This is a genomic window from Mycolicibacterium brumae (assembly GCF_025215495.1).
GTDB classification, from domain to species: Bacteria; Actinomycetota; Actinomycetes; order Mycobacteriales; family Mycobacteriaceae; genus Mycobacterium; species Mycobacterium brumae.
Genome location: NZ_CP104302.1, coordinates 64,331 through 86,072, shown reverse-complemented (window position 1 = coordinate 86,072; position 21,742 = coordinate 64,331). Strand labels below are relative to the sequence as shown.

20 protein-coding genes are annotated in these 21,742 nt (G+C 70.6%); 7 read left to right on the top strand and 13 right to left on the bottom strand.

All coding sequences use genetic code 11. The annotated features are described in order from the left end of the window. Window positions 1–307: 307 nt before the first annotated feature. From aftB to glf, 5 genes are read right to left on the bottom strand one after another with little or no spacing between them, the layout of a single operon-like run. Window positions 308–2,329: a terminal beta-(1->2)-arabinofuranosyltransferase gene (aftB, locus tag L2Z93_RS00440; RefSeq protein ID WP_370745912.1), complete on the bottom strand. Its 2,022-nt coding sequence runs from the start codon at window positions 2,327–2,329 to the stop codon at window positions 308–310. Further along, window positions 2,307–3,215 (bottom strand): decaprenyl-phosphate phosphoribosyltransferase, encoded by a 909-nt coding sequence (locus L2Z93_RS00435; protein ID WP_090587257.1) that lies wholly within the window; start codon window positions 3,213–3,215, stop codon window positions 2,307–2,309. Before L2Z93_RS00435 ends, aftB begins: the two co-directional genes overlap by 23 nt. Continuing rightward, complete coding sequence (locus L2Z93_RS00430) at window positions 3,212–3,793, bottom strand: phosphatase PAP2 family protein (RefSeq protein ID WP_090587260.1); 582 nt, start codon at window positions 3,791–3,793, stop codon at window positions 3,212–3,214. The genes L2Z93_RS00435 and L2Z93_RS00430 overlap by 4 nt, the downstream gene beginning before the upstream one ends. Continuing rightward, a complete protein-coding gene (locus tag L2Z93_RS00425; protein WP_090587263.1) occupies window positions 3,790–5,718 on the bottom strand; it encodes a glycosyltransferase in 1,929 nt (642 codons plus the stop codon). The genes L2Z93_RS00430 and L2Z93_RS00425 overlap by 4 nt, the downstream gene beginning before the upstream one ends. An 8-nt stretch (window positions 5,719–5,726) precedes the next feature. Continuing rightward, window positions 5,727–6,926, bottom strand: coding sequence for a UDP-galactopyranose mutase (glf, locus tag L2Z93_RS00420; protein WP_090587265.1), 1,200 nt, complete (start codon window positions 6,924–6,926; stop codon window positions 5,727–5,729). A gap of 233 nt (window positions 6,927–7,159) precedes the next feature. Between glf and L2Z93_RS00415 the strand changes: the two genes are divergently transcribed. Both L2Z93_RS00415 and L2Z93_RS00410 read left to right on the top strand, forming a co-directional pair. After that, complete coding sequence (locus L2Z93_RS00415) at window positions 7,160–8,170, top strand: hypothetical protein (RefSeq protein ID WP_090587267.1); 1,011 nt, start codon at window positions 7,160–7,162, stop codon at window positions 8,168–8,170. A 143-nt stretch (window positions 8,171–8,313) separates the two neighbouring features. After that, window positions 8,314–9,891: an N-acetylmuramoyl-L-alanine amidase gene (locus L2Z93_RS00410; protein ID WP_090587270.1), complete on the top strand. Its 1,578-nt coding sequence runs from the start codon at window positions 8,314–8,316 to the stop codon at window positions 9,889–9,891. Between the two features lie 9 nt (window positions 9,892–9,900). Here the strand turns inward: L2Z93_RS00410 and L2Z93_RS00405 are convergent, their stop codons facing one another. From L2Z93_RS00405 to L2Z93_RS00395, 3 genes are read right to left on the bottom strand one after another with little or no spacing between them, the layout of a single operon-like run. Beyond that, the gene (locus L2Z93_RS00405) at window positions 9,901–10,719 is read right to left on the bottom strand and encodes an HAD family hydrolase (RefSeq protein WP_090587274.1); all 819 of its coding nucleotides are present in this window, start codon (window positions 10,717–10,719) and stop codon (window positions 9,901–9,903) included. Further along, window positions 10,716–11,471 (bottom strand): lysophospholipid acyltransferase family protein, encoded by a 756-nt coding sequence (locus L2Z93_RS00400; RefSeq protein WP_090587277.1) that lies wholly within the window; start codon window positions 11,469–11,471, stop codon window positions 10,716–10,718. Before L2Z93_RS00400 ends, L2Z93_RS00405 begins: the two co-directional genes overlap by 4 nt. 7 nt (window positions 11,472–11,478) lie before the next feature. Continuing rightward, window positions 11,479–12,255, bottom strand: coding sequence for a lysophospholipid acyltransferase family protein (locus L2Z93_RS00395; protein ID WP_090587280.1), 777 nt, complete (start codon window positions 12,253–12,255; stop codon window positions 11,479–11,481). A gap of 127 nt (window positions 12,256–12,382) precedes the next feature. Here L2Z93_RS00395 and L2Z93_RS00390 point away from each other — a divergent pair, with 127 nt between their 5' ends. Further along, window positions 12,383–13,933, top strand: a complete 1,551-nt coding sequence (locus tag L2Z93_RS00390) for an MBL fold metallo-hydrolase (protein ID WP_090587329.1) — start codon at window positions 12,383–12,385, stop codon at window positions 13,931–13,933. A 2-nt stretch (window positions 13,934–13,935) separates the two neighbouring features. Here L2Z93_RS00390 and L2Z93_RS00385 read toward each other — a convergent pair whose 3' ends face one another. Genes L2Z93_RS00385 through serS form a run of 3 tightly spaced genes read right to left on the bottom strand, consistent with a single transcriptional unit; the run spans window position 13,936 to window position 16,445 of the window. Further along, on the bottom strand, window positions 13,936–14,370 hold the full coding sequence (locus L2Z93_RS00385; protein ID WP_090587282.1) for an SRPBCC family protein: 435 nt from the start codon (window positions 14,368–14,370) through the stop codon (window positions 13,936–13,938). Between the two features lie 15 nt (window positions 14,371–14,385). Beyond that, window positions 14,386–15,195: a DUF5718 family protein gene (locus L2Z93_RS00380; protein WP_090587333.1), complete on the bottom strand. Its 810-nt coding sequence runs from the start codon at window positions 15,193–15,195 to the stop codon at window positions 14,386–14,388. After that, window positions 15,195–16,445, bottom strand: a complete 1,251-nt coding sequence (serS, locus tag L2Z93_RS00375) for a serine--tRNA ligase (protein WP_090587285.1) — start codon at window positions 16,443–16,445, stop codon at window positions 15,195–15,197. Before serS ends, L2Z93_RS00380 begins: the two co-directional genes overlap by 1 nt. A 96-nt stretch (window positions 16,446–16,541) precedes the next feature. On the opposite strand from serS, the gene L2Z93_RS00370 reads away from it, so the two are divergent. Together L2Z93_RS00370 and L2Z93_RS00365 are read left to right on the top strand one after the other, a co-directional pair. Next, window positions 16,542–18,095 (top strand): septum formation family protein, encoded by a 1,554-nt coding sequence (locus L2Z93_RS00370; RefSeq protein ID WP_370745917.1) that lies wholly within the window; start codon window positions 16,542–16,544, stop codon window positions 18,093–18,095. Window positions 18,096–18,100: 5 nt separating this feature from the next. Next, complete coding sequence (locus L2Z93_RS00365) at window positions 18,101–18,451, top strand: metallopeptidase family protein (protein WP_090587287.1); 351 nt, start codon at window positions 18,101–18,103, stop codon at window positions 18,449–18,451. A gap of 3 nt (window positions 18,452–18,454) precedes the next feature. On the opposite strand, the gene L2Z93_RS00360 is transcribed toward L2Z93_RS00365, so the two are convergent. Further along, window positions 18,455–19,153: a histidine phosphatase family protein gene (locus L2Z93_RS00360; protein WP_099541292.1), complete on the bottom strand. Its 699-nt coding sequence runs from the start codon at window positions 19,151–19,153 to the stop codon at window positions 18,455–18,457. Beyond that, on the bottom strand, window positions 19,150–20,067 hold the full coding sequence (gene pheA / locus L2Z93_RS00355; RefSeq protein WP_090587293.1) for a prephenate dehydratase: 918 nt from the start codon (window positions 20,065–20,067) through the stop codon (window positions 19,150–19,152). Before pheA ends, L2Z93_RS00360 begins: the two co-directional genes overlap by 4 nt. Window positions 20,068–20,151: 84 nt before the next feature. On the opposite strand from pheA, the gene L2Z93_RS00350 reads away from it, so the two are divergent. Further along, entirely contained in the window at window positions 20,152–20,931 is a 780-nt protein-coding gene (locus L2Z93_RS00350; protein ID WP_090587295.1) for a DUF2470 domain-containing protein, read from the top strand. A gap of 10 nt (window positions 20,932–20,941) precedes the next feature. Continuing rightward, complete coding sequence (locus L2Z93_RS00345) at window positions 20,942–21,679, top strand: CPBP family intramembrane glutamic endopeptidase (RefSeq protein ID WP_090587298.1); 738 nt, start codon at window positions 20,942–20,944, stop codon at window positions 21,677–21,679. The last annotated feature ends 63 nt before the right edge of the window (window positions 21,680–21,742 follow it).

Here is a 21,742-nt window from a genome sequence, read left to right as displayed (position 1 = left end):
GTTTCGAGAGGAATCTAAGCGCGCACGAGCCATCGAGTGCGCCACTGGATCGACTCGGGCCTTCGAGTGCGCCACTGGATCGTGGATCGCGCTAGATTCTCGATCTGGTGGCACACTCGACGATGGATCGATCAGTTGGCGCACTCGACGAACGACGCTTCGACCCCCGCCGTCGGCGAGTGCTGATGTTCGTCAAAATGTGCGCGAAAAGCTGGGGGTAAGCGGCAATGTGCCAGTGGCCACCCCGGTTTCGCGCACATTTTGACGAAAGACGTTCACCGGCGGACGTACCGGTAGGCAATTGGCCCTACGGACCCGTCGCCGGGAACCCCGCGTACTGCTCGCCCTTCAGCGGCGGCGACACCAGCCCGCAGCGGATCAGCTCGTACTTCGGCACCCGGTCGATGCGGTATTTGGTGAACGACGCGGCGTGCGTCAGGTTCGAGAAGAACAGCCGCGGCGTCATGGGCGCGCGGATGCCGAACAACCGGGACTCGGTGGCCGGGCAATCCAGCGCGGCGCGCGCCTCGATGACCCAGTTCTCGTCCAGGTAGGCGGGCAGGTACGGCGGCTCGGCGAGGAACGGCCCCTCGGCGACCGCCCAGTCCGGGAACAGATCCTTGTCGTGCCCGATCCGGCCGCCTTCGACGCGGTGGGTGTGCATGGCGAGGGGGTTGATCAGCCCGATCTGGTCGATCACCCGCACGTTGAGTCCGACGTTCATGCCGACCATGCCCATATTGGTGAAGAACACGGTGTGCGGCGGGTTGAGCCGCTCCGGGGCGTCCGGCGGCAGGTCCGCCGGCGGCGGGATCGCCGGGACCACGTCCCACTGGTCGTAATTGCCCGACGGCAGCAGCAGCGCGCCGTCGGGGGTGTTCTCGATGGCCACCAGCACCGCCCGCATCCGCGGGTAGTCCAGGTAGTCCGCGGCGGTCAGCGGGTGCGCGTTGCCGGTGGCCTGCGAGTAGAACCGGCGTTCGTCGACGATCCCGGTGTCGGTGACCCAGGTGGCGTCGCGGCCCATGCCCGGGGAGTTCGCCGCCCAGGCGGCCCAGCCGGCGAGCATCATCCACAGCACCGTGGTGCCGCCGGCCAGCAGGTAGCCGGCCTCCCGGGACACCAGCCGGCCGTCGGGGACGACGACGGGGATGACGGCGATCGGAGCCATCATGGTGAACAGCGGCAGCAGCAGGACCCGGCCGTGCATGAAGTCACCGCCCTGGTGCACCCAGTACAGCGCCTGGATCAGGCCGGCGGCGACGAACACCCCGACCACCACCAGCGGGGCCTGCAGGGTGCGGGTCAGCCAGCTGTAGCCGGCCGGGATGTCGTGGCGCACCCACCAGGACCGGCTGCGCACCACCAGCAGCACCAGACCCAGCCCGAGCAGCAGCAGCGCCGGGATCCACAGCAGGTACGGATTGTTGAAGTTCGCCAGGTAGGTCAGGCCCTGCGACCACTTGGAGCCGGACGCCTCCTTGGCCAGCGCTGGGCTGGGCACCAGCAGGCCGTAGTAGCCCATCCGGAAGATCTGGTACCCGATCGGCAGCGCGGCGCCGGCGATGAAGATCACCAGTCGTCGCCGCCAGCCGGGGGTGGCGATGAAGATCAGCAGCCAGGCCAGGCCGCCGAGCACCGCCAGTTCCGGACGGATCAGCGGGGAGAAGCCCGCCACAGCGGCGACGGCCGCGGTGAACAGCAGGCCGTCGGAGCTGCCGGCGGTCGGCGTGGAGCGCAGCCGCTGCGACCAGCACACCATCATCCACCAGAGCAGCCCGATGTAGGCCAGACCGAGGCCGGTCTCCAGCCCGGAGGTGGCGAAGTCGCGGGCCGGCGGGATCGCGATGTAGACCAGCGCGCTGGCCGGCAGCAGCAGCGCCTGGCGGCCGACCAGGCTCGGCGCGTACAGCCGCCCGGCGCCCAGCATTGCCAGCACCACGCCGGCGACGCTGCAGGCCAGCGCGAGCGCCAGCGCCACGTACTCCAGCTGCACCGAGCCGCCGACCCAGGCGCCGATCCAGTTCAGGTAGGTCCAGGCGGTGGAGGTGTTGGCCTCCACCCGCTCCCCGGCGTTGAACACCGGGCCGTTGCCGGCCTGCAGGTTGCGGATGGTGCGCAGCACGATCAGGCCGTCGTCGGAGATCCAGCGGCGCTGCCAGGCGCCGAGTGCGAACAGCGCGCCGATGACCGCCACCCCGGACCACAGGCTGACCCGCGCGGACATGGTGAACGGGAACTTCGGCATCACCAGCGCGGGCGCGGTCAGGCCGAAATCGGCCAGCAGGCGCCCGGTGCGCGGGGAATCAGCTCCAGAAGATGGCCGCAACGACCGATCCGATCCAGGCCAGGGCCAAAATCTGCAGCACCCGGTCGCCGAGGGCGATGTCCTCGGGTTCGCCGGCCTCGCCGCCGTCGACGTCGACGGCGTAGCGCAGGATCGCGATGGTGAACGGGATCATCGACACCGCGAACCAGGAGCCGGTGTCGCCGTCGCGCTCGAAGGCCCACAGCCCGTAGCAGAGCACCACCGAGGTGGCCGACAACGTCCAGACGAAGCGCAGGTAGCTGCTGGTGTAGTTCTCCAGCGACTTGCGGATCTTGGCGCCGGTTCGTTCGGCGAGCTGCAGTTCGGCGTAGCGCTTGCCGGCGGCCATGAACAGCGAGCCGAACGCCATCACCAGCAGGAACCACTTGGACAGCCGGATGTCTGCGGCCGCGCCGCCTGCGATGGCGCGGATCAGGTACGCCGAGCTGACGATGCAGATGTCGAGCACCGCCTGGTGCTTGAGGCCGAAGCAGTAGGCCAGCTGCATGCCCAGGTAGACCGCGATGACCAGGGCCAGGTTGGGGTTGACGACGAAGTAGCTGATGGCCAGCGCCGCGACGGCCAGCACGGCAGCGACGGCGTAGGCCAGCGCGGGCCGGACCACGCCGGCGGCGATCGGGCGGTACCGCTTGGTCGGGTGCGCGCGGTCGGCTTCAACGTCCATGGCGTCGTTGACCAGGTAGATCGAGGACGCGGCCAGGGAGAACACGATGAACGCGAGGCCGACCTTGACCAGCACCTCGCGGTGGTCGAACTGCTGGTCGCCGCCCCACGCGGCCAGCGGCGCGGCCAGCACCAGCAGGTTCTTCACCCACTGGCGCGGGCGCATCGCCTTGATGACGCCGGTGACGGCGTTGCTCGGCACCTTGGTTTGGGTGTCGCTCATCGTTGGTCTCCGTCCAGTCTGTCGCTGATCCGGGCGGTCACCGCCGCCACCCCGGCGCCGACGACCGCGCCGGCGGCCACATCACTGGGGTAGTGCACACCCAACACCATCCGGGAAAGCGCCATCGGAGCGACCACCAGCCAGGGCAGCTTGGACCCGGTCGCCCGGGCCATCAGCAGCGCCGCGGCGGTGGTCGAGGTGGCGTGCGCGGACGGGAAACTGAGCTTGCTCGGGGTGCCGACGTTGATCGCGATGTCCGGGTGGTGCGGGCGCGGGCGCCGGACCACCCGCTTGATGACCACGGCCGCGGCGTGCGCGGCGAACGTGCCGACCATCATGGTCAGCCAGTCCCGGCGGTGACGGCGGGAGGTCAGCGCGCCCAGCGCGCCGATCGCCAGCCAGCCCAGGCTGTGCTCGCCGAAATGCGACATGCCGCGGGCGGTCGGCAGCACGCCGGGCCGATCGGCCAGCGCGGTCTGGACCACGACCAGCGCTGTCTCCTCGGCGTTCGGCGCGTCCGGGTCGCCGGGGAATTCGCGGGCGTCGTCCTCGGCGGGCACGCCGTCGGGAGTCGTCATTTCGCGCCGTCCTTGGGCCCGGTGGTGGTCGGCTCCAGCAGGACCGATTCCCACTTCTCCCGGCTGGACAGCATCGGCAGCGCGTCGCGGTAGCGCCGGCGCATGGTGTCGAATTCGCGGCGCAGCCTGGCGGTGCGGCGCAGCGAGTCGCGCAGCAGCGCGGCGGCCTTGGCGCGGTCGCGCTGCCGGAACACCACCCCGCGGCCGTCGGCGGTGGTGACGGTGACGCCGTCGACCTTGCAGAGCAGGAACCAGCGGGCGTCCTGGGTGGGCACGTTGAGCTGCGGGCGGACGTGGCATTCCGGGTCGGCCGGGCGCAGCTGGTGCCGGATGCCCTGCAGCAGCCGCAGCGCGATCATCGGCTTGGCCACCGGCGGGCGTGGCGGGCCGGTGCGCCCGGAGGCGGGCGGCAGCGCGGTGGCGCCCGGCAGCACGACGGCGTCGGGGTACTCCTTGCGGATCCGGTGCACCTCCGGCAGCGCCGACTCCAGGATGTCGAACAGGTTCTCCGGGCCGGCCAGGAAGTCGTCGATGGCCTTGTTCTGGATGGCGACGGTCGAGTACTCCAGGCACATCAGGTGCTTGATGGTGGCCTTGACCATGCTGGCGACCAGGCCCTTGACGTCGCCGTCCCAGTGCATGGCGGCGGCGACCAGCCGGTTGCGCAGGTGGAAGTACGCCTGCCAGTCGATGGCGTCGTCCTTGTCGCTCCAGGCCATGTGCCAGATCGCCGCGCCGGGCAGGGTCACCGTCGGGTAGCCGTGCTCGGCGGCGCGCAGGCCGTAGTCCGCGTCGTCCCACTTGATGAACAGCGGCAGCGGCTGGCCGAGCTCCTCGGCCACCTGCCGCGGGATCATGCACATCCACCAGCCGTTGTAGTCGACGTCGACGCGCCGGTGCAGCAGCAGGCTCTTGTGGTTGCGGTGCGGGTCCTCGCTGGGGTCGACGACCAGCGGGTGCTTGGCGAAGTCGTGGTCGTACTCGGTGAACGGCGCGTTGGTCCACATGAAGTTGGAGCGGTCGACCACCTCGCCCATCACGTGCAGGTGCGACGGCTCCTGCAGGTTCAGCATCTGCCCGCCGACCAGCGTCGGGGTCTTGGCGAACCGGCTGAAGGCCAGCGCCCGCAGGATGGAGTCCGGCTCGATGCGGATGTCGTCGTCCATGAACAAGATCTGCTGGCAGTCGGTGGTGCGCAGCGCCTCCAGCATCACCCGGCTGTAGCCGCCGGAGCCGCCCAGGTTGGGCTGGTTGTGGATGCTGAGCCGGTCGCCGAGGGCGGCGGCCGCCTCGGCGAAACCCGGATGGTCGACGGCCTTGCGGCTGCCCTGGTCGGAGACGACGACCGCGCCGATCGCCTCGTCGACCAGCGCGTCGGAGGTGAGCGCCGCCAGCGCGTTGACGCAGTCCTCGGGGCGGTTGAAGGTGGGGATGCCGACGGCCACGTCGGCCCGGCCGGGGGCTGCCACCGGCGCGTGCCAGGCGGCGCTGTGCACGACGGTCTTGGTGTCGGTGGTGATGTCGAACCAGATCCAGCCGCCGTCCTCGAACGGCTCCAGGCCGATCTCGAGTTCGACGACCGCGGGGGTATCGCTGTTGACCGAGGCCCCGGTGACGCTGATCCGGGCGCCGGTGGATTTCGACCGGTACACGTCCACCCGGGCAGCGCCGGTCAGCTCGACGCGCAGCACCACCGAGGTGACCGTCGTCCAGCGCCGCCAGTAGCTGGCCGGGAACGCGTTGAAGTAGGTGGCGAAGGACACCTCGGACTCCGCGCCGATCTCCAACGAGGTGCGCGTCGGCGCGTGCGCGCGCCGGGCGTTGGTGTCGGATTCGACGATGTAGAGCTTGCGGACGTCCAGCGGCTCGCCCGGCCGCGGCAGGATCACCCGGGACAGCAGGCTGACGGCTTTGGAGTCGGTCATGGTGGTGCCTAGCTTTCCTGCTGGGGCCGCGGCGACAGCGGTTCGCCGTCGCGCAGGTGCGGCGCCAGCACGTTGTCGTACATGCTCAGCGCGCTGGCGATGGCCATGTGCATGTCCAGATACTGGTAGGTGCCGAGCCGCCCGCCGAACAGCACGCCCGCGGCGTCGGTCTCCGCCTTCGCCCGAGCCCGGTAGGTGGCCAGCAGCGCGCGGTCGTCTTCGGTGTTGATCGGATAGTAGGGCTCGTCGTCGGCGTCGGCGAACCGCGAGAACTCCCGCATGATGACGGTCTTGTCGTTCGGGTAGTCCCGCTCCGGGTGGAAGTGCCGGAACTCGTGGATCCGGGTGTAGGGCACGTCGGCGTCGTTGTAGTTCATCACCGGGGTGCCCTGGAAGTCACCGGTGGGCAGCACCTCGGTCTCGAAGTCCAGGGTGCGCCAGCCCAGCCGGCCCTCGGCGTAGTCGAAGTAACGGTCCAGCGGGCCGGTGTAGACCACCGGGGCGTCCGGGTTGGCGGCGCGCAACTCGTCGCGCACGTCGAACCAGTCGGTGTCCAGTCGGACCTCGATGCGGTCGTCGGCGGCCATGTTCTGCAGCCAGGCGGTGTAGCCGTCGACCGGCAGGCCCTCGTAGGCGTCGTTGAAGTAGCGGTTGTCGAAGGTGTAGCGCACCGGCAGCCGGGTGATGTTGGCGGCGGGCAGTTCCTTGGGGTCGGTCTGCCACTGCTTGGCGGTGTAGGCCTTGATGAACGCCTCGTAGAGCGGGCGGCCGATCAGGCTGATCGCCTTCTCCTCGAAGTTCGCCGCCTCGGCGGTGTCGATCTCGGCGGCCTGCTCGGCGATCAGCGCGCGCGCTTCGTCCGGCGAGTAGTAGCGGCCGAAGAACTGCGCGACCAGGCCCAGGCCCATCGGGAACTGGTAGGCCTGCCCGTTGTGCATGGCGAAGACGCGGTGCTGGTAGCCGGTGAACTCGGTGAACTGCCGCACGTAGTCCCACACCCGCTTGTTGGAGGTGTGGAACAGGTGCGCGCCGTAACGGTGCACCTCGATGCCGGTCTGCGGCTCCGGCTCGGAGTAGGCGTTGCCGCCGATATGCGGCCGGCGCTCCACGACGAGCACCCGTTTGCCCAGCTGGGTGGCCACCCGCTCGGCGATGGTCAGGCCGAAGAATCCGGAGCCCACAACGTAGAGGTCAAAGCGATCAGTCATCGGCAGCTAGGGTATCCGACCCCGCCGCGCGCCTTGTCCCACCGCGCCCAGTCAATCTCCGCGCGCTCGACACGCGGGGGCGGGGTACCACTCCGATAACCGTTCGGACATCCCGGTGTCGCGGTTCCCTCACGATTGCATCTCGTCACTCTAATCACACCAGTCTCACTCGTAACATCGACAGCGTCGAAGCCGCACCCGTGTGGCCAATACAGATATTGAGGAGACTTCCCGTGCCGAACCGTCGTCGACGCAAGCTCTCGAGGGCCCTGAGCGCGGTCGCCGCCATGGCCGTCGCAAGTCCGTTCGCAGTCGTTGCCGCCTCCGAACTGGTCGCTGATTCCAAGCCGGCCCCCCAGGAGCGCGATTTCGTCCAGGCAGCGTTCATCACCGACCTGCCCAATGAGCTGCTGAGCGCCCTGACCTCCGGTCTGTCCCAGTTCGGGGTGAACATCCCGCCGCTGCCCACCGGCCTGAACCCCGCCGGCGCTCAGCCGATCACCGGCCTGACCAGCCCCGGCCTCACCTCGCCCGGGCTCACCAGCCCCGGCTTGACCTCCCCCGGCTTGACCTCCCCCGGGCTGACCTCGCCGGGCCTGACCACGCCGGGCCTGACCGATCCGTCGGCCGCCCTGACCACGCCGGGCCTGACCACCACCGCACCCGGCCTGACCACGACCACTCCGGGTCTGACTGATCCGACCACCGGTCTGAGCACCCCGGGTCTGACCACCACCACCCCGGGCCTGAGCACCGACGGCGCCAGCCTGACCACCACCCCGGGCAGCGTGGACCTCAACACCGGTCTGACCAACCCGGCGCTGACCCCGGCCGGCACCTCGCCGATCAGCACCGGCACGGACCTGACCAGCCCGCTGGGCGTCGGCAACCCGATCGGCCTGCCCAGCGAGCAGCCGATCGCCGCCCCGATCGGACTCGGCGCGGACACCTACCCGATCCTCGGCGACCCGTCGCTGAGCGGGCTGGGCACCGTTCCCACCAGCAAGCCGGGCCTGATCAGCGATCTGAGCAGCGCCGCGAACTCGCTGGGCGCCGGCCAGGCCGTCGACCTGCTCAAGGGCGTGCTGATGCCGACCATCATGGGCGCCATCCAGCAGACGGCTCCGGCCGCCGCCCAGGCGCCGGTGGCCGCGGCCACCAACGCCGCCACCACGGCCGCCGCCCCGGTCGAGGCCGCGGCCAACGCCGCCCCGGCCATCGCCGCGGCGATCCCCACCAGCTGACAGGTCGTTCATTCGAAGGCTTGTGACAAAACGGCACCGCAGGGCGGCTCGTTCCCCTGCGGTGCCGTTGCGTATTAACTTTCTTCCCAATAACACCGTGTCGTATCAAATTCCACACATGACACATCCGTAACATCTGCCTCGTGCCGTCGCCCCGCCCGCTGCTCTCCGCGATTGCGGTGACCGCCGTGCTGCTGCCCTGGGCGGTCAACGGCCTGCCCCAGGAACGCCCCCGCCCGAGCGCCGCCGACGTCTCCGTCGTCGAGCAGCCGCTGCCCGAAGTGGCCGGCGGCACCACCATCCGGGAGATCAACCGGGACCAGCCGTTCTCCATGGTCGCCCTCACCGGCGACGACCTGACCGGCACCTCCGCGCAGTTCCGCGCCCGCCAATCCGACGGCAGCTGGGGCCAGTGGTACGAGGCGGACCCGCTGGAGGCCGACGGCGGCCTGGCGCGGGGCACCGACCCGATCTTCGTCGGGCGCACCAACGCCGTGCAGATCAAGGTCACCCGGCCCGACGACGCGCCGGTCACCGCGCCGGACACCACCGCCCGCGACGACAGCCTCGGCTACCGGCCGGTCAATGTCGAAGAGCCGCTGAACAACCTGAACGCGGTGCTCATCGATCCGCCGCTGGCCCCGGCCGACGGGTTCAACCTGCCGACCGCCGCGATCATCCCCGGTCAGCCGCCGGCGGTCATCAGCCGCGCGCAATGGGGCGCCGACGAGGGGCTGCTGCGCTGCGGCAGCCCGACCTACGACGCCGGGGTGCGCGCAGCCGTCGTGCACCACACCGCGGGCAGCAACGACTACTCGCCGGAGGAATCCGCGGCCATCGTCCGGTCGATCTACGCGTATCACACCGTCACCCTGGGCTGGTGCGACATGGCCTACAACGCGCTGGTCGACAAGTACGGCCAGGTGTTCGAGGGCCGCGCCGGCGGCCTGGACCGGCCCGTCGAGGGCGCGCACACCGGCGGGTTCAACCTGGACACCTGGGGCGTGGCGATGCTCGGCGACTTCGAGACCGAAGCGCCCACCGAGATCCAGCTGCGCAACACCGGCCGGCTGCTGGGCTGGCGGTTGGCGCTGGACCACGTCGACCCGAACGGCACCGTGCGGCTGACCTCCGCTGGCGGCGCGCACACCTTCTTCCCGGCCGGCGCCACGCCAACGCTGCCGACGATCTTCGCCCACCGCGACGTCGGGATCACCGAATGCCCGGGCGCGGTCGGCTACACCAAGCTCGCCGAGATCCGCCAGATCGCCGCGCATTTCGACCGGCCGGCGCCCCCGCGCACCCTGGAGGATCAGTTGCGCGGCGGCGCGATCTACGCCACCTGGCAGAACACCGGCGCCGGGAACGGGTTGCTCGGCATGCCGACCTCCCCGGAGTCCGCGGCGGCCGGCGACGCCCGCTACGCGACCTTCGAGCGCGGCGCGGTGTACTGGTCGCCGAGCACCGGCGCCAAGCCGCTGACCGGCGCGATCTACACCGCCTGGGCCACCCTCGGCTTCGAACGCGGCCTGCTGGGCCTGCCCACCAGCCGCGAGATCGCCGAACCGCAGTGGATCAAGCAGAACTTCCAGCACGGCACGCTGAACTTCGACCGGGAGACCGGAACCGTCACCCGCGTGGTCGACGGCGTCGCCCAGCAACTGCCGCACTCCGACGGCGCCCCGCCGGTCCAGCTCGAGCGCATCAGCCGGATCAGCTAGCGACGCTGATCAGCTGAAATACCGCTCCAGCACCCGGGCCAGCCCGTCGTCGGTGTTGCGGGTGGTGACCTCGTCCGCGGCGGCCTTGGCCTCCGGGTGGGCGTTGCCCATCGCCACCCCGTGCCCCGACCAGGACAGCATCGGCACGTCGTTGGGCATATCGCCGAAGGCCAGGATCTCCCCGACGCCGACGCCGTAGGGCGCGGCCACCTCGGCCACCCCGGTCGCCTTGGTGACGCCCAGCGGCACCACCTCGACCAGCCCGTTGTTGGTGCTGTAGGTCAGATCGCCGTGCCCGGCCAGGTGCGGGGCCAGCGCGCGCGCCATATCCGCGCTGGTGGCGCCCGCGTCGCGGATCAGCAGTTTGATGGCCGGGGCCGACAGCAGGTCGGCGACCGACACCTCGGTGTTGTCGGGGTTGAGCCAGGCGTGCTCGTAGCCCGGCGAGCTGACGAACTGCGGGGTCGCGACGTCGTGCGCGCTGGCCCCGATCCGCTCGACCGCCAGCCCCGCGCCCGGGATCACGCTCGCCACGATGCCGGCCAGTTCGGTCAGTTTCTCTGCCGACAGCGTGCGCACCGACAGCACCCGGTCCTGGTCGGGGTCGTAGATGACGGCGCCGTTGGCGCACACCGCGATCGGGGCGAAGCCCAGCCCGTCGACCACCGGGGCGATCCAGCGCGGCGGCCGGCCGGTGGCCAGCACGAATCGGACACCGGCGTCGCGGGCGGCGGCCACCGCCTCCCGGGTCCGGGCGGTGACCCGCTCGTCGTCGTCGAGCAGGGTGCCGTCGACGTCGGTGGCGATCAGCCTCGGGGCGGTGTTCACTGCGCGCCTTCCTGGCGTTGTCGTCGAGCGGCGCGTTCGGCCGCCTCAGCGGCGTCCAGCGCCCGGGCTTGCTCCGGCGTCGGGGCGGACCCGCCGAGGCGCGCGGGCACCCAGGGCGCGCCCGCGGGGTGCGGGTAGCCGCGTTGCACACTATCCAGCAGCGCCGACATCTCGTCGTGCAGCCGGTCGTCGAGTTCACGAACTGTTCCGACCGGGTTCAACGGCGGTCCGACCGCGACCGACAGCGGGATCTTGCGGTGGCCGATCCGACGCGGGTGGCCCTTGGTCCAGATTCGGTGCGCGCCCCAGACGATCATCGGGACGATCGGCACGTTGGCCTCCAACGCCATCCGGGCGGCGCCGCTTTTGAACTCCTTGAGCTCGAAGCTGCGGCTGATGGTCGCCTCGGGGTACACCGCGACCAGCTCACCGGCGCGCAGCTCTCGCACCGCCTCGGCGTAGGCCTGCCCGCCGCGGCTGCGGTCCACCGGGATGAGCTTGGTGTGTCGGATCACGAAGGCGCCCGCGCGGATGTCGCCGACCTCGGCCTTGATCATGAACCGCAACCGCCGCCGGATCGAGGTCATCGCCAGTCCGGCCGGCATCCAGTCGACGTAACTGGTGTGGTTGATCGCGACCACCGCCCCGCCGGTGGCCGGGATGTTCTCGACGCCGACGACGGTCAGCCGGTCGCCGTTGACCCGCAACGCCGCCCGGCAGGCCACCTCCAGCGTTCGGTAGAACGGTTCCATTCCCGCTCTACCGGGGGTCAGGGCGTTCCGCCGATTTCGCTTCCCGGGCCGCGGCACGGCGCGCCAATTCCTCGGCGTCCAGACGGGCGGCCTCGGCGGGGGTGGGCGCCCCGCCACCGAGCCGGTGCGGGGCCCACCACGCACCGGGCGGATACGGTCCGTAGGCGTCCTGCACCTGTTCCAGCAGGTGCTGCATCCGGGAGTGCAGCACCATGGTGAGTTCGTGCGCGGGCAGGTTCGGCTGGATCGGCTCGCCGACGGCGATCGAGATCGGCACCTTCGGCCGCCACATCTTCTTCGGGTGGTCCTTGGTCCAGATCCGCTGGGCGCCCCAGACGATGTGCGGCAGGATCGGCACCTGGGCTTCGATCGCCATCCGCGCGGCGCCGGATTTGAATTCCTTGAGCTCGAAGCTGCGGCTGATGGTGGCTTCCGGGTAGACGCCGACGAGTTCGCCCTCCTTCAGCCGGCGCACCGCCTCGGCGAACGACTCCGCGCCGGAGGCGCGGTCCACCGGGATGTGCTTGCAGCCCCGCATCAGGGGGCCGGTGATCTTGTTGTCGAACACCTCCTGCTTGGCCATGAAGCGGACCTTGCGCTTGGGGTCCTTGAGATAGAACGGCAGCCCCGCGAAGGTGAAGTCGAAATAGCTGGTGTGGTTGATCGCGACCACCCCGCCACCGGAATCGGGCAGGTTCTCCACTCCGGTGACGGTGAAGTTCAGGCCCTGGACCTTCCAGGTCAGCCGGGCCAACTGGATGATCGTGCCGTATACGGGTTCCACAGCTGCGAGCCTAACGCGGACGCCACCGCGCAGGCGGGCGGTTGTCCGACGGTTAAGCTCGACGGTGCGCGCGGACAGCCACCGCGACGCCATCGGGAAAGTTCAGACGGTTTTCGAAGGGCACGAAGTGCAGCTCACCAGTGTCGGCCACGCCGGCTTCCTGATCCAGACCAAGGCGGGCAGCATCCTGTGCGACCCGTGGGTCAACCCCGCGTACTTCGCGTCCTGGTTCGTCTTCCCGGACAACTCACGCTTGGATTGGGACGCCCTGGGCGATTGCGACTACCTGTACGTGTCGCACCTGCACAAGGACCACTACGACCCGGCGAACCTGGCCGCGCACGTCAACAAGGACGCCGTGGTGCTGCTGCCGGACTACCCGGTGCCGGACCTGCGCCGCGAGCTGGAGTCGCTGGGCTTCCACAACTTCTTCGAGACCCGGGACTCGACCAAGCACACCGTCAGCGGACCCAAGGGCGACCTGGATGTGATGATCATCGCGCTGCGGTCCCCGGCCGACGGCCCGATCGGCGACTCCGGGCTGGTGGTGTCCGACGGCGAGACGGTGCTGTTCAACATGAACGACGCCCGCCCGATCGAGCTGGACATGGTCGCCGAGGAGTTCGGCGACGTCGACGTGCACCTGCTGCAGTACTCCGGCGCCATCTGGTACCCGATGGTCTACGACATGCCCGCCCGGGCCAAGGAAGCGTTCGGGGTGCAGAAGCGCCAGCGCCAGATGGACCGCTGCCGCCAGTACATCGCGCAGGTTGGAGCGACCTGGGTGGTGCCGTCCGCGGGGCCGCCGTGCTTCCTGGACCCGGAGTTGCGGTTCCTCAACGACGACCACGGCGACCCGGCGAACATCTTCCCCGACCAGGTGGTGTTCCTGGAGCAGCTGCGCGCCAACGGGCACGACGGCGGCCTGCTGATGATCCCCGGCAGCGCCGCCGAATTCCAAGGCGCACAGCTGCTTTCGCTGAACCACCCGCTGCCCGACGATGAGGTCGAGGAGATCTTCACCACCGGCAAGGCGGACTACATCGAGGCCTACGCGCAGCGGATGGCGCCGGTGCTGGCGGCGGAGAAGGCGGCCTGGGCGCCGGCCGACGGACCGTCTCTGCTGGAGCCACTGCGCGAGTTGTTCGAGCCGGTGATGGTCCAGTCCGATCAGATCTGCGACGGCATCGGCTACCCGGTGGAGCTGCGGCTGGGCCGCGAGACGGTGGTGCTCGACTTCCCGAAACGCATTGTCCGCGAGCCGATTCCGGACGAGAAGTTCCGGTACGGGTTCGCGATCGCCCCGGAGCTGGTGCGCACCGTGCTGCGGGACAACGAACCGGACTGGGTGAACACCATTTTTCTGTCCACCCGGTTCAAGGCCTGGCGGGTCGGTGGTTACAACGAGTACCTGTACACCTTCTTCAAATGCCTCACCGACGAGCGGGTCGCCTACGCCGACGGCTGGTTCGCCGAGGCGCACGACGATTCCGCGTCAATCACCAAGGACGGCTGGGAGATTCAGCGTCGCTGCCCGCACCTGCTGGCCGACCTGTCCAAGTTCGGCATCGTCGAGGGCAAGACGCTGACCTGCAACCTGCACGGCTGGCAGTGGAATCTGGAGAACGGCCGCTGCCTGACCTCCAAGGGCCACGAGCTGCGCTCCCGCAAGCTGTAGGGTCAGCGCTCCAGCTCACGGGCGCACGCGGCGAGCACCGAGCCGAGATTCCAGCGCAGCAGCGGCGCGGTCAGGGCGTTCATCGCGCCGCCGCCGGCCCAGGCCGGGATGTTGTACGCGGTGGACCAGTCGACATGCGCGCCGTCGCCGGCCGGAGTCACGCGGACCGTCCCGCCGTGGTGGCCGAGCGCCGGCACGGATCGGATGATCCGGTAGGAGTAGCGATGCGGCGGGTCGTATCCAGTGATCTCCTCGCGCACCCACAGGCCAGCGGCCACCACCTGGCGCACCGCGCCGACGCCCGGCGGCGGCGAATTCTTCGCCCACCCGGCCCGCAGCGTCATCGGCGCGGCCGCCAGATTCGCCGGATCGGTCAGCCAGGCGAACACCCGCTCCGGGGCGGCGGCGATCCTCCGTTCGAAGTTCAGCTCGACCATGGTGCCCAGTATTGCTCAGCGCACGGCCTGCTTCAGGGTCGACGTCGCGGACTCCTGCTCGGAGTACACCCGCACCATCGCGGTGTCCCCGGGCTTGAGGAAGGTGCTCGCCCCCAGCTCGGTGTAGCGGGTCGCGCCGATCCCGATCAGCACCTTCTCCGGGCGCCCGGCGGCGACCAGCAGCGCGCCGACGTCCTCCAGCGGGGTCTCCGGGGAGCCCTTCTGGTTGGCCAGCCGGTCCACGATCCAGTCCAAGAGCCGGTCGCCGAAGTACGAGTATTCCTGCAGTCCGCTGTTCACCCCGTAGGCGTGCGGTTGTCCGTCGTCGCCGATCAGCAGGCATTCCAGCCGCAGCCGCGACGTCGGCCCGGCCGGGGACAGGTCGGAGACCTCGAAGAAGTACCGCGCCACGCCCTTGGAGGCCGGGCCCCAGTTCTTCTTGTCACTGATCTTCGGCGCGCCGGGGCGGCGGATGGAGCAGTCGTTGAACGCGCCGAGGGCGAACGGCTCCAGCTCCGCGACGGTGTCGCCGTCCCAGATCACCCGGGCGGCCAGCGCCACCTCGGGCTCGATCTGCAGGTTCACCGGAGACCCGTCGGCGTTGGGTTCGGGCATCCGCAGCTCGGTGTTCGACAGCGGGAACTCTCCGAGCAGCCCGGGATGCCCGGGCAGGTACCACGGGAAGATGCCCTTCGGCGCGACGCCCTCGGAGGCGACGTTGACGAAGTCGACGGCCTCCCCGGCCTGCTCCAGGTGTCCGGCGAAGTTGCCGGCCACGCCGAACCCCGCCCAGCTGCGCAGTTCCTCGACGTCCAGTTCGAACATCATCCGAGCACTTCCGTGCCGACGTAGGGGACCAGCGCGGCCGGCACCCGCACCGTGCCGTCGGGCTGCTGGTGATTCTCCAGGATCGCCACCAGCCAGCGCGTGGTGGCCAGCGTGCCGTTGAGGGTGGCGGCGGTCTGCGGCTTGCCGTTCTGGTCGCGGTAGCGGGTGCCCAGCCGGCGGGCCTGGAACGTGGTGCAGTTCGAGGTCGAGGTCAGCTCCCGGTAGGCGCCCTGCGTCGGCACCCAGGCTTCGCAGTCGAACTTGCGGGCGGCCGAGGAGCCCAGGTCGCCGGCGGCGACGTCGATCACCCGGTAGGGCACCTCGATGGCGGCGAGCATCTGCCGCTGCCAGCCCAGCAGCCGCTGGTGTTCGGCCTCGGCGTCCTCCGGCTTACAGTAGACGAACGCCTCGACCTTGTCGAACTGGTGCACCCGGATGATGCCGCGGGTGTCCTTGCCGTAGCTGCCGGCCTCCCGGCGGAAGCACGACGACCAGCCGGCGTAGCGCAGCGGGCCGTCGGACAGGTCCAGGATCTCCTTGGCGTGGTAGCCGGCCAGCGGCACCTCGGAAGTTCCGACCAGGTACAGGTCGTCGTCGGGCAGGTGGTAGATCTCGTCGGCGTGCGCGCCCAGGAACCCGGTGCCGCCCATCACCTCCGGCTTGACCAGCACCGGCGGGATCATCAGGGTGAAGCCCGCCTCGGTGGCCATCCGCACCGCCAGTTGCAGCAGCCCGAGCTGCAGGAGCGCGCCGCGGCCGGTCAGGAAGTAGAACCGCGACCCGGACACCTTCGCGCCGCGTTCCATGTCCAGCAATCCGAGCGACTCGCCCAGGTCCAGGTGGTCCTTGGGGCTTTCCAGCGACGGTGGCGTCCCGACGGTGTCGAGCACTGCGAAGTCGTCCTCACCGCCGGCCGGGACGCCGTCGACGATGACGTTGCCGATCGCCAGGTGCGCCGCGTTGAACGCGGCCTCGGCCTCGTCGCGAGCCGCCTCGGAGGCTTTGACCTGCGCGGCGAGGTCCTTCGCGCGGGCCAGCACGGCGGGTCGGTCCTCCGGGGTGGCCGCTTTGACCTGCGCGCTGACGGTCTTCTGTTCGGCGCGCAGCGTGTCCGCGGACGCGATCGCGGCGCGGCGTTCGGCGTCGGCGGACAGCAGCACGTCGACCAGCGCGGGGTCCTCCCCGCGGCTGATCTGGGACCGGCGGACGCGCTCGGGATCTTCGCGAAGAACTTTGAGGTCGATCACGCCCGCCAACCCTACTTTTGTCCGCATCCAGCGGATAGCCCGGACCCTGCTGTCACAATGGAGGTGATGTCCGATTCACCGACTCCCGAAGCTGCCGTGCCCGACGACGCCGACGAGGCCGCCGACGTGTCGACGGACGACGACACCACCGTCGAGGACGCCGCTGCGGACCCTGCGCTCGACGCCGCGGAGGACGCGGACCCCGACGCCGACGACAGCGACCCCGCCGGCGAGACCGACGCGGAGGCCGGCGAGGACGCGGACGCGGAGTCCGACCTTGAGGATCCCGACGCGGACGAGCCCGTCGTGCTGGACTCCGCGGCGCCGAAGAAGGCCAAGAAGAACCGTGGCTCCCTGCAGGCCACCTCGACCCGGCGGGCGCTGGCGCTGACCGCGTTGGGCGCGTTGCTGATCGCGGGTCTGGTGACCGTGCTGCCGTTGGCCGGGGACAGCAGCCCACTGGGCGGCCTGGCCAAGAACGCGGTCAACCCGGTCGCGTCGCGGGCCACCGAGACCTTCGACAACGCCAAGGCCGGCGACTGCCTGACCTGGGACTCCACCCCGGACCAGTCGACGGTTGTGGACTGCGCCGAGGACCACCTGTTCGAGGTGGCCGAGGCCATCGACATGAAGACCTTCCCCGGTTCGGAGTACGCCCCCGGCGCCCCGGCGCCGTCGCCGACCCGGATCCAGCAGATCGTCTCCGAGCAGTGCCAGGTCGGTGTGCGCAATTACCTGGGCGCCCGCTACGACCCGGACGGCCGGTTCACCGTGAGCATGCTGTGGCCCGGCGAGGAGCACTGGAAGAGCGGCGAACGCCGGATGCTGTGCGGCCTGCAACTGCCCGGCGCGAGCGGCCAGCAGGCGTTCCGCGGCCGGATCGCCGAGACCGACCAGTCCAAGGTGTGGTCACCCGGCACCTGCTTGGGCATCGCGCCCACCACCAATCAGCCGACCGACACCCCGGTGGACTGCGCCGAGGCGCACGCCGAGGAGATCACCGGGGTGGTGAACCTGGCGGAGAAGTTCCCCGGCGGCCTGCCCAGCGACGAGGACCAGGACACCTTCATCAAGGAGCAGTGCGCCGATCTGACCGAGGCGTACCTGGACCCGGTGGCGTTCCGCGCGACCACGTTGACGCTGTTCTACAAGACCATCGGATTGCCCAGCTGGACCGCGGGCAGCCGGCAGGTGGCCTGCCGGATCGGGGCCACCCTCGGCAACGGCGGCTGGGCCACCCTGGTCAACACCGCCAAGGGCCCGCTGCTGATCAACGGTCAGCCACCGGTGCCGCCGCCGGACATTCCGGCCGAACGGCTGAACATGCCGGCGGTGACCGTGCCGACGACGCCGAGCTACACCCCGCAGTACGTGCCGCAGTACACCCCGCAGTACGACGACTCCTCGCAGTCGCAGTCCAACAGCAATAGCAACTCGAACAGCGACTCGAGCTCCAGCAGCAGCGACCAGTCCTCGGACGATTCGTCGTCGGACACCGGGGACCGGCCGGAGCAGCACGGCAACACCTTCAACCCGGGCGCTCCCGGCCCGCCGGCCGAACCCGCTGCGCCGGCCGCTCCCGAGCCGGCTGCCCCCGCCGCGCCAGGTCCGGCGCCGGGCGGCGCCCCACCCGGGCCCGTCGTCCCCTAGCCGCGATGCCGGTGCGGATGACCGCGCGGCGGTTCGAAGAACTCGTCGGCGACGCGTTGGATCTCATTCCGCCGAAGCTGGCCGGCGCGATCGACAATGTGGTGGTGCTGGTCGCCGACCGCAACCCCGACGAACCCGATCTGCTGGGGCTCTACGAGGGCGTTGCGCTGACCGAACGGGACACCCACTATGCGGGGTCGCTGCCGGACACCATCACCATCTACCGCGGGGCGTTGCTGCGGATGTGCGACTCCGAGGAGGAGGTCGTCGAGGAGGTCGTGATCACCGTGATCCACGAGATCGCGCACCACTTCGGCATCGACGACGACCGCCTGCACGAACTCGGCTGGGGCTGACGATCAGCCCATCGGGTCGCCGGGCGCCGGGTCGGCGGGCGCGGTGTTCGCCGGGGCGTCCGGGCCGAACGGCGGCGTCAGCGGACCCCACTGCAGGCAGCTCCACCGGCCGTCGGTAACCGGCGCCAGCGCCACCGCCTCGGTGTTGGCGAGGTGCCGATCGACCGCGAACCCGGGGTCGACGCCGGTCAGCGCGGCCGCCACCAGCCGGATCGCCGCGCCGTGGCTGACCAGCACGATGTCGCCGGCCCAGCCGTCGGCCTCCAGGTAGCTCGACCGCAACTCGCCGACCACCGGCAGGAAACGCTCCAGCACCTGCGCGCCGCTCTCCCCACCGGGCATCGCGACGTCCAGCGCGCCGGTGTGCCAATGCTGGTAGACGCGGGCGAACTCGGCGTGCGCCGGCTCGTCGTTGCGGCCCTCCAGCTCCCCGGCCTGCACCTCGTGGACCCCCTCGGCGACGACGGCCCCCATCCCGGCCACCGTGGCGATCTCACCGGCGGTCTGCGCCGCGCGCACGGCCACCGAATGCACCAGCAGCGCGGGCGCCTGCGGGCGGCCCAGGGCGAAGGCGCGGGCCTGTTCGCGGCCCAGCGGGGTCAGTTCGGCGCCGGGTGGGCGGGTGTCGAGACTGCGTTCGACATTGGCCCAGGACTGGCCGTGCCGGACCAACAGCAGCCGGCCGTGCCCAGAGGTGCTCACGGGTGGCCTTCGCGCAGCCGGGCCAGCCAGCGGTCGGCTTCGTCGAGTTCGGGTGGGGCGGACCCGTCGGGATGGTCAACCGGCCACGAGCCCAGGTAGCGGACCTCCGCGCAGCGCCGGTGCAGCGCCTTGAGCGCCTCGGCCACCGCCTCGTCGTCGAGGTGGCCGATGAAGTCCACGAAGAACACATACGTGCCGAGTTGCTGTCGGGTGGGCCGCGATTCGATGCGGGTCAGGTCGATGCCGCGCATCCCGAGCTCGGACAGCGCCGCGGCCAGACCACCGGGCTCATTGGCCATCCGCAGCACCACCGAGGTGCGGTCGCTGCCGGTGCGGGCCGGTGGCGGCGCGGGCCTGCCGACCAGCACGAACCGGGTCCGCGCATTGGGTTCGTCGACGACGGCGTCGGCCAGTGAGTCCAGCCGATAGCGGTCGGCGGCCAGCGCCGTGGACACCCCCGCGTCGGCGCGGCCCTCGGCCACGTCGAGCGCGGCGCCCGCATTGGAGATCGCCGGAACGATCTCGGCGTTCGGCAGGTTGTCCGCCAGCCAGCGCCGGACCTGGGCGGCGGCCACCGGGAACGCGGCGACGGTCCCGACCTGGTCCGCGGTGCGCCCGGGAGCGACGACGATGGAGAAGGCGACCTCCAGGGTGATCTCGGCGAAGATCTGCAGCGGCTCGCCGGCCTCCAGCGCGTCCATGGTCGGCAGCACCGAGCCGTCGATGGAGTTCTCCAGCGGGACGCAGGCGAAGTCCGCGTCCCCGCTGCGGATCGCCGCCAGCGCGGCGGGCGTGCTGTCCACCGGGACCGGCTCGACGGTCGGAGCGCCCGGGATCAGCCCGGCCGCGGCGATCTGGATCAGCGCGGCCTCGGTGAACGTCCCCCGGGGTCCCAGGTATCCGATGCGCGCCACAGGCAAAACCTTATCCCTCGGGTTGGAGGGCTGAGGGACGGCTTGCGCGATCCGCGCGACGTAGCTTAGGTTAGCCTTACTTAAATGAGAGGAGCTGCCGTGTCGATCGCGTCCAAACCGGCGCCCACCACCGCCGAACGCATCCGCAGCGCCTGCCTGCGGGCCCGCGGCGCCATCCTGGCCCTCGACGGCGCCGAGCCGGAAACCGCGACCATTCACCACCTGCTGCCCGACGGCATGGTGGCCATCACGGTCCCGGCCGACGGGGTGGCCGCCACCCGCGTCGGCGACGCGCCCGATCCGGTGCAGGGCCTGCTGGAGCTCACCGACTACGCGCCGCTGCCGCTGCGGGAGCCGGTGCGCTCGCTGGTCTGGATCCGGGGTCCGCTGCACCCGGCCCCGCCGCACGAGGTGGCCGCCATCCTGGACGTCATCGCCACCCAGGACCCGAACCCCGCGCTCCTGCAGGTCGGCGCCGAGGACACCCTGCTGCTGATGGAGGTGGAGTCCGTCGTCGTCGCCGATTCCGACGGCGCCGAATCCGTCGGCCTGGACGCGCTGCTGGCGGCCCGGCCGGACCCGTTCTGCGCCATGGAGACGCCCTGGCTGCGGCATATGGACTCGGCGCACCAGGACGTCATCGAGCGGCTGGCGGCCAAGCTGCCCAGCTCACTGCGCCAGGGCCGGGTCCGGCCGCTGGGCCTGGACCGCTACGGGTTCCGGCTGCGGGTCGAGACCGACGGCGGCGACCACGACGTCCGGCTGCCGTTCCCGCAACCGGTCAACGACGTGCACGGTCTGAGCCAGGCCATCCGCATCCTGATGGGCTGCCCGTTCGTCAACGGCCTGCGGGCGCGCCAGTAATCTCGCGCGGGTGAGCACCCGCGCCCTGCGCATCGAAGTCGCCGTCGTCCTGGCGGTGACCTTCGGGCTCAGCGCGTTCACCGCGGCGCTGCGGTTCACCGATTACGCGTTGCGCGGTCTCGGCGAGCAACAGGTCGCGCTGAACCCGCGGCGCTCCTACTACGACCTGATCGACCTCGGCCTGAACCTGGCCGGCATCGTCCAGCTGCTGGCCTGGGGCGCGCTGGCGATCTACCTGCTGTGGCGCAGCGGCGTCAGCCCGCAACGCATCGGGCTGGGCCGCTTCCGACTGCGGCCGGACCTGCTCGGCGGGCTCGGACTGGCCGCGCTGATCGGCATCCCCGGCCTGGGGCTGTACCTGGTGGCCCGCCACCTCGGCCTGGCCGCCGAAGTGCTGCCCGCCGAGGCCGACGGCAGCTGGTGGCGGTTGCCGGTGCTGGTGCTCGCGGCGTTCGCCAACTCCTGGGCCGAGGAGATCATCGTGGTGGGCTACCTGCTGACCCGACTGCCGCAGCTCGGGGTCTCCCCGCGGGTCGCGCTGCTGGCCTCGGCGCTGCTGCGCGGCGCGTATCACCTGTACCAGGGCGTCGGCGCGGGGCTGGGCAACATCGTGATGGGCCTCATTTTCGGCTACGCCTGGCAGCGGACGGGCCGACTGTGGCCACTGATCGTCGGCCACGCCGTCATCGACATCGTCGCGTTCGTCGGCTATGCGCTGCTGCGCGACCACTTGAGCTGGCTGGGCTGAGCGCCACGAGCGCGGCGAACACGTGCTCTCGATACGCGGAGCAGGCCGGCGCCACCACGTACA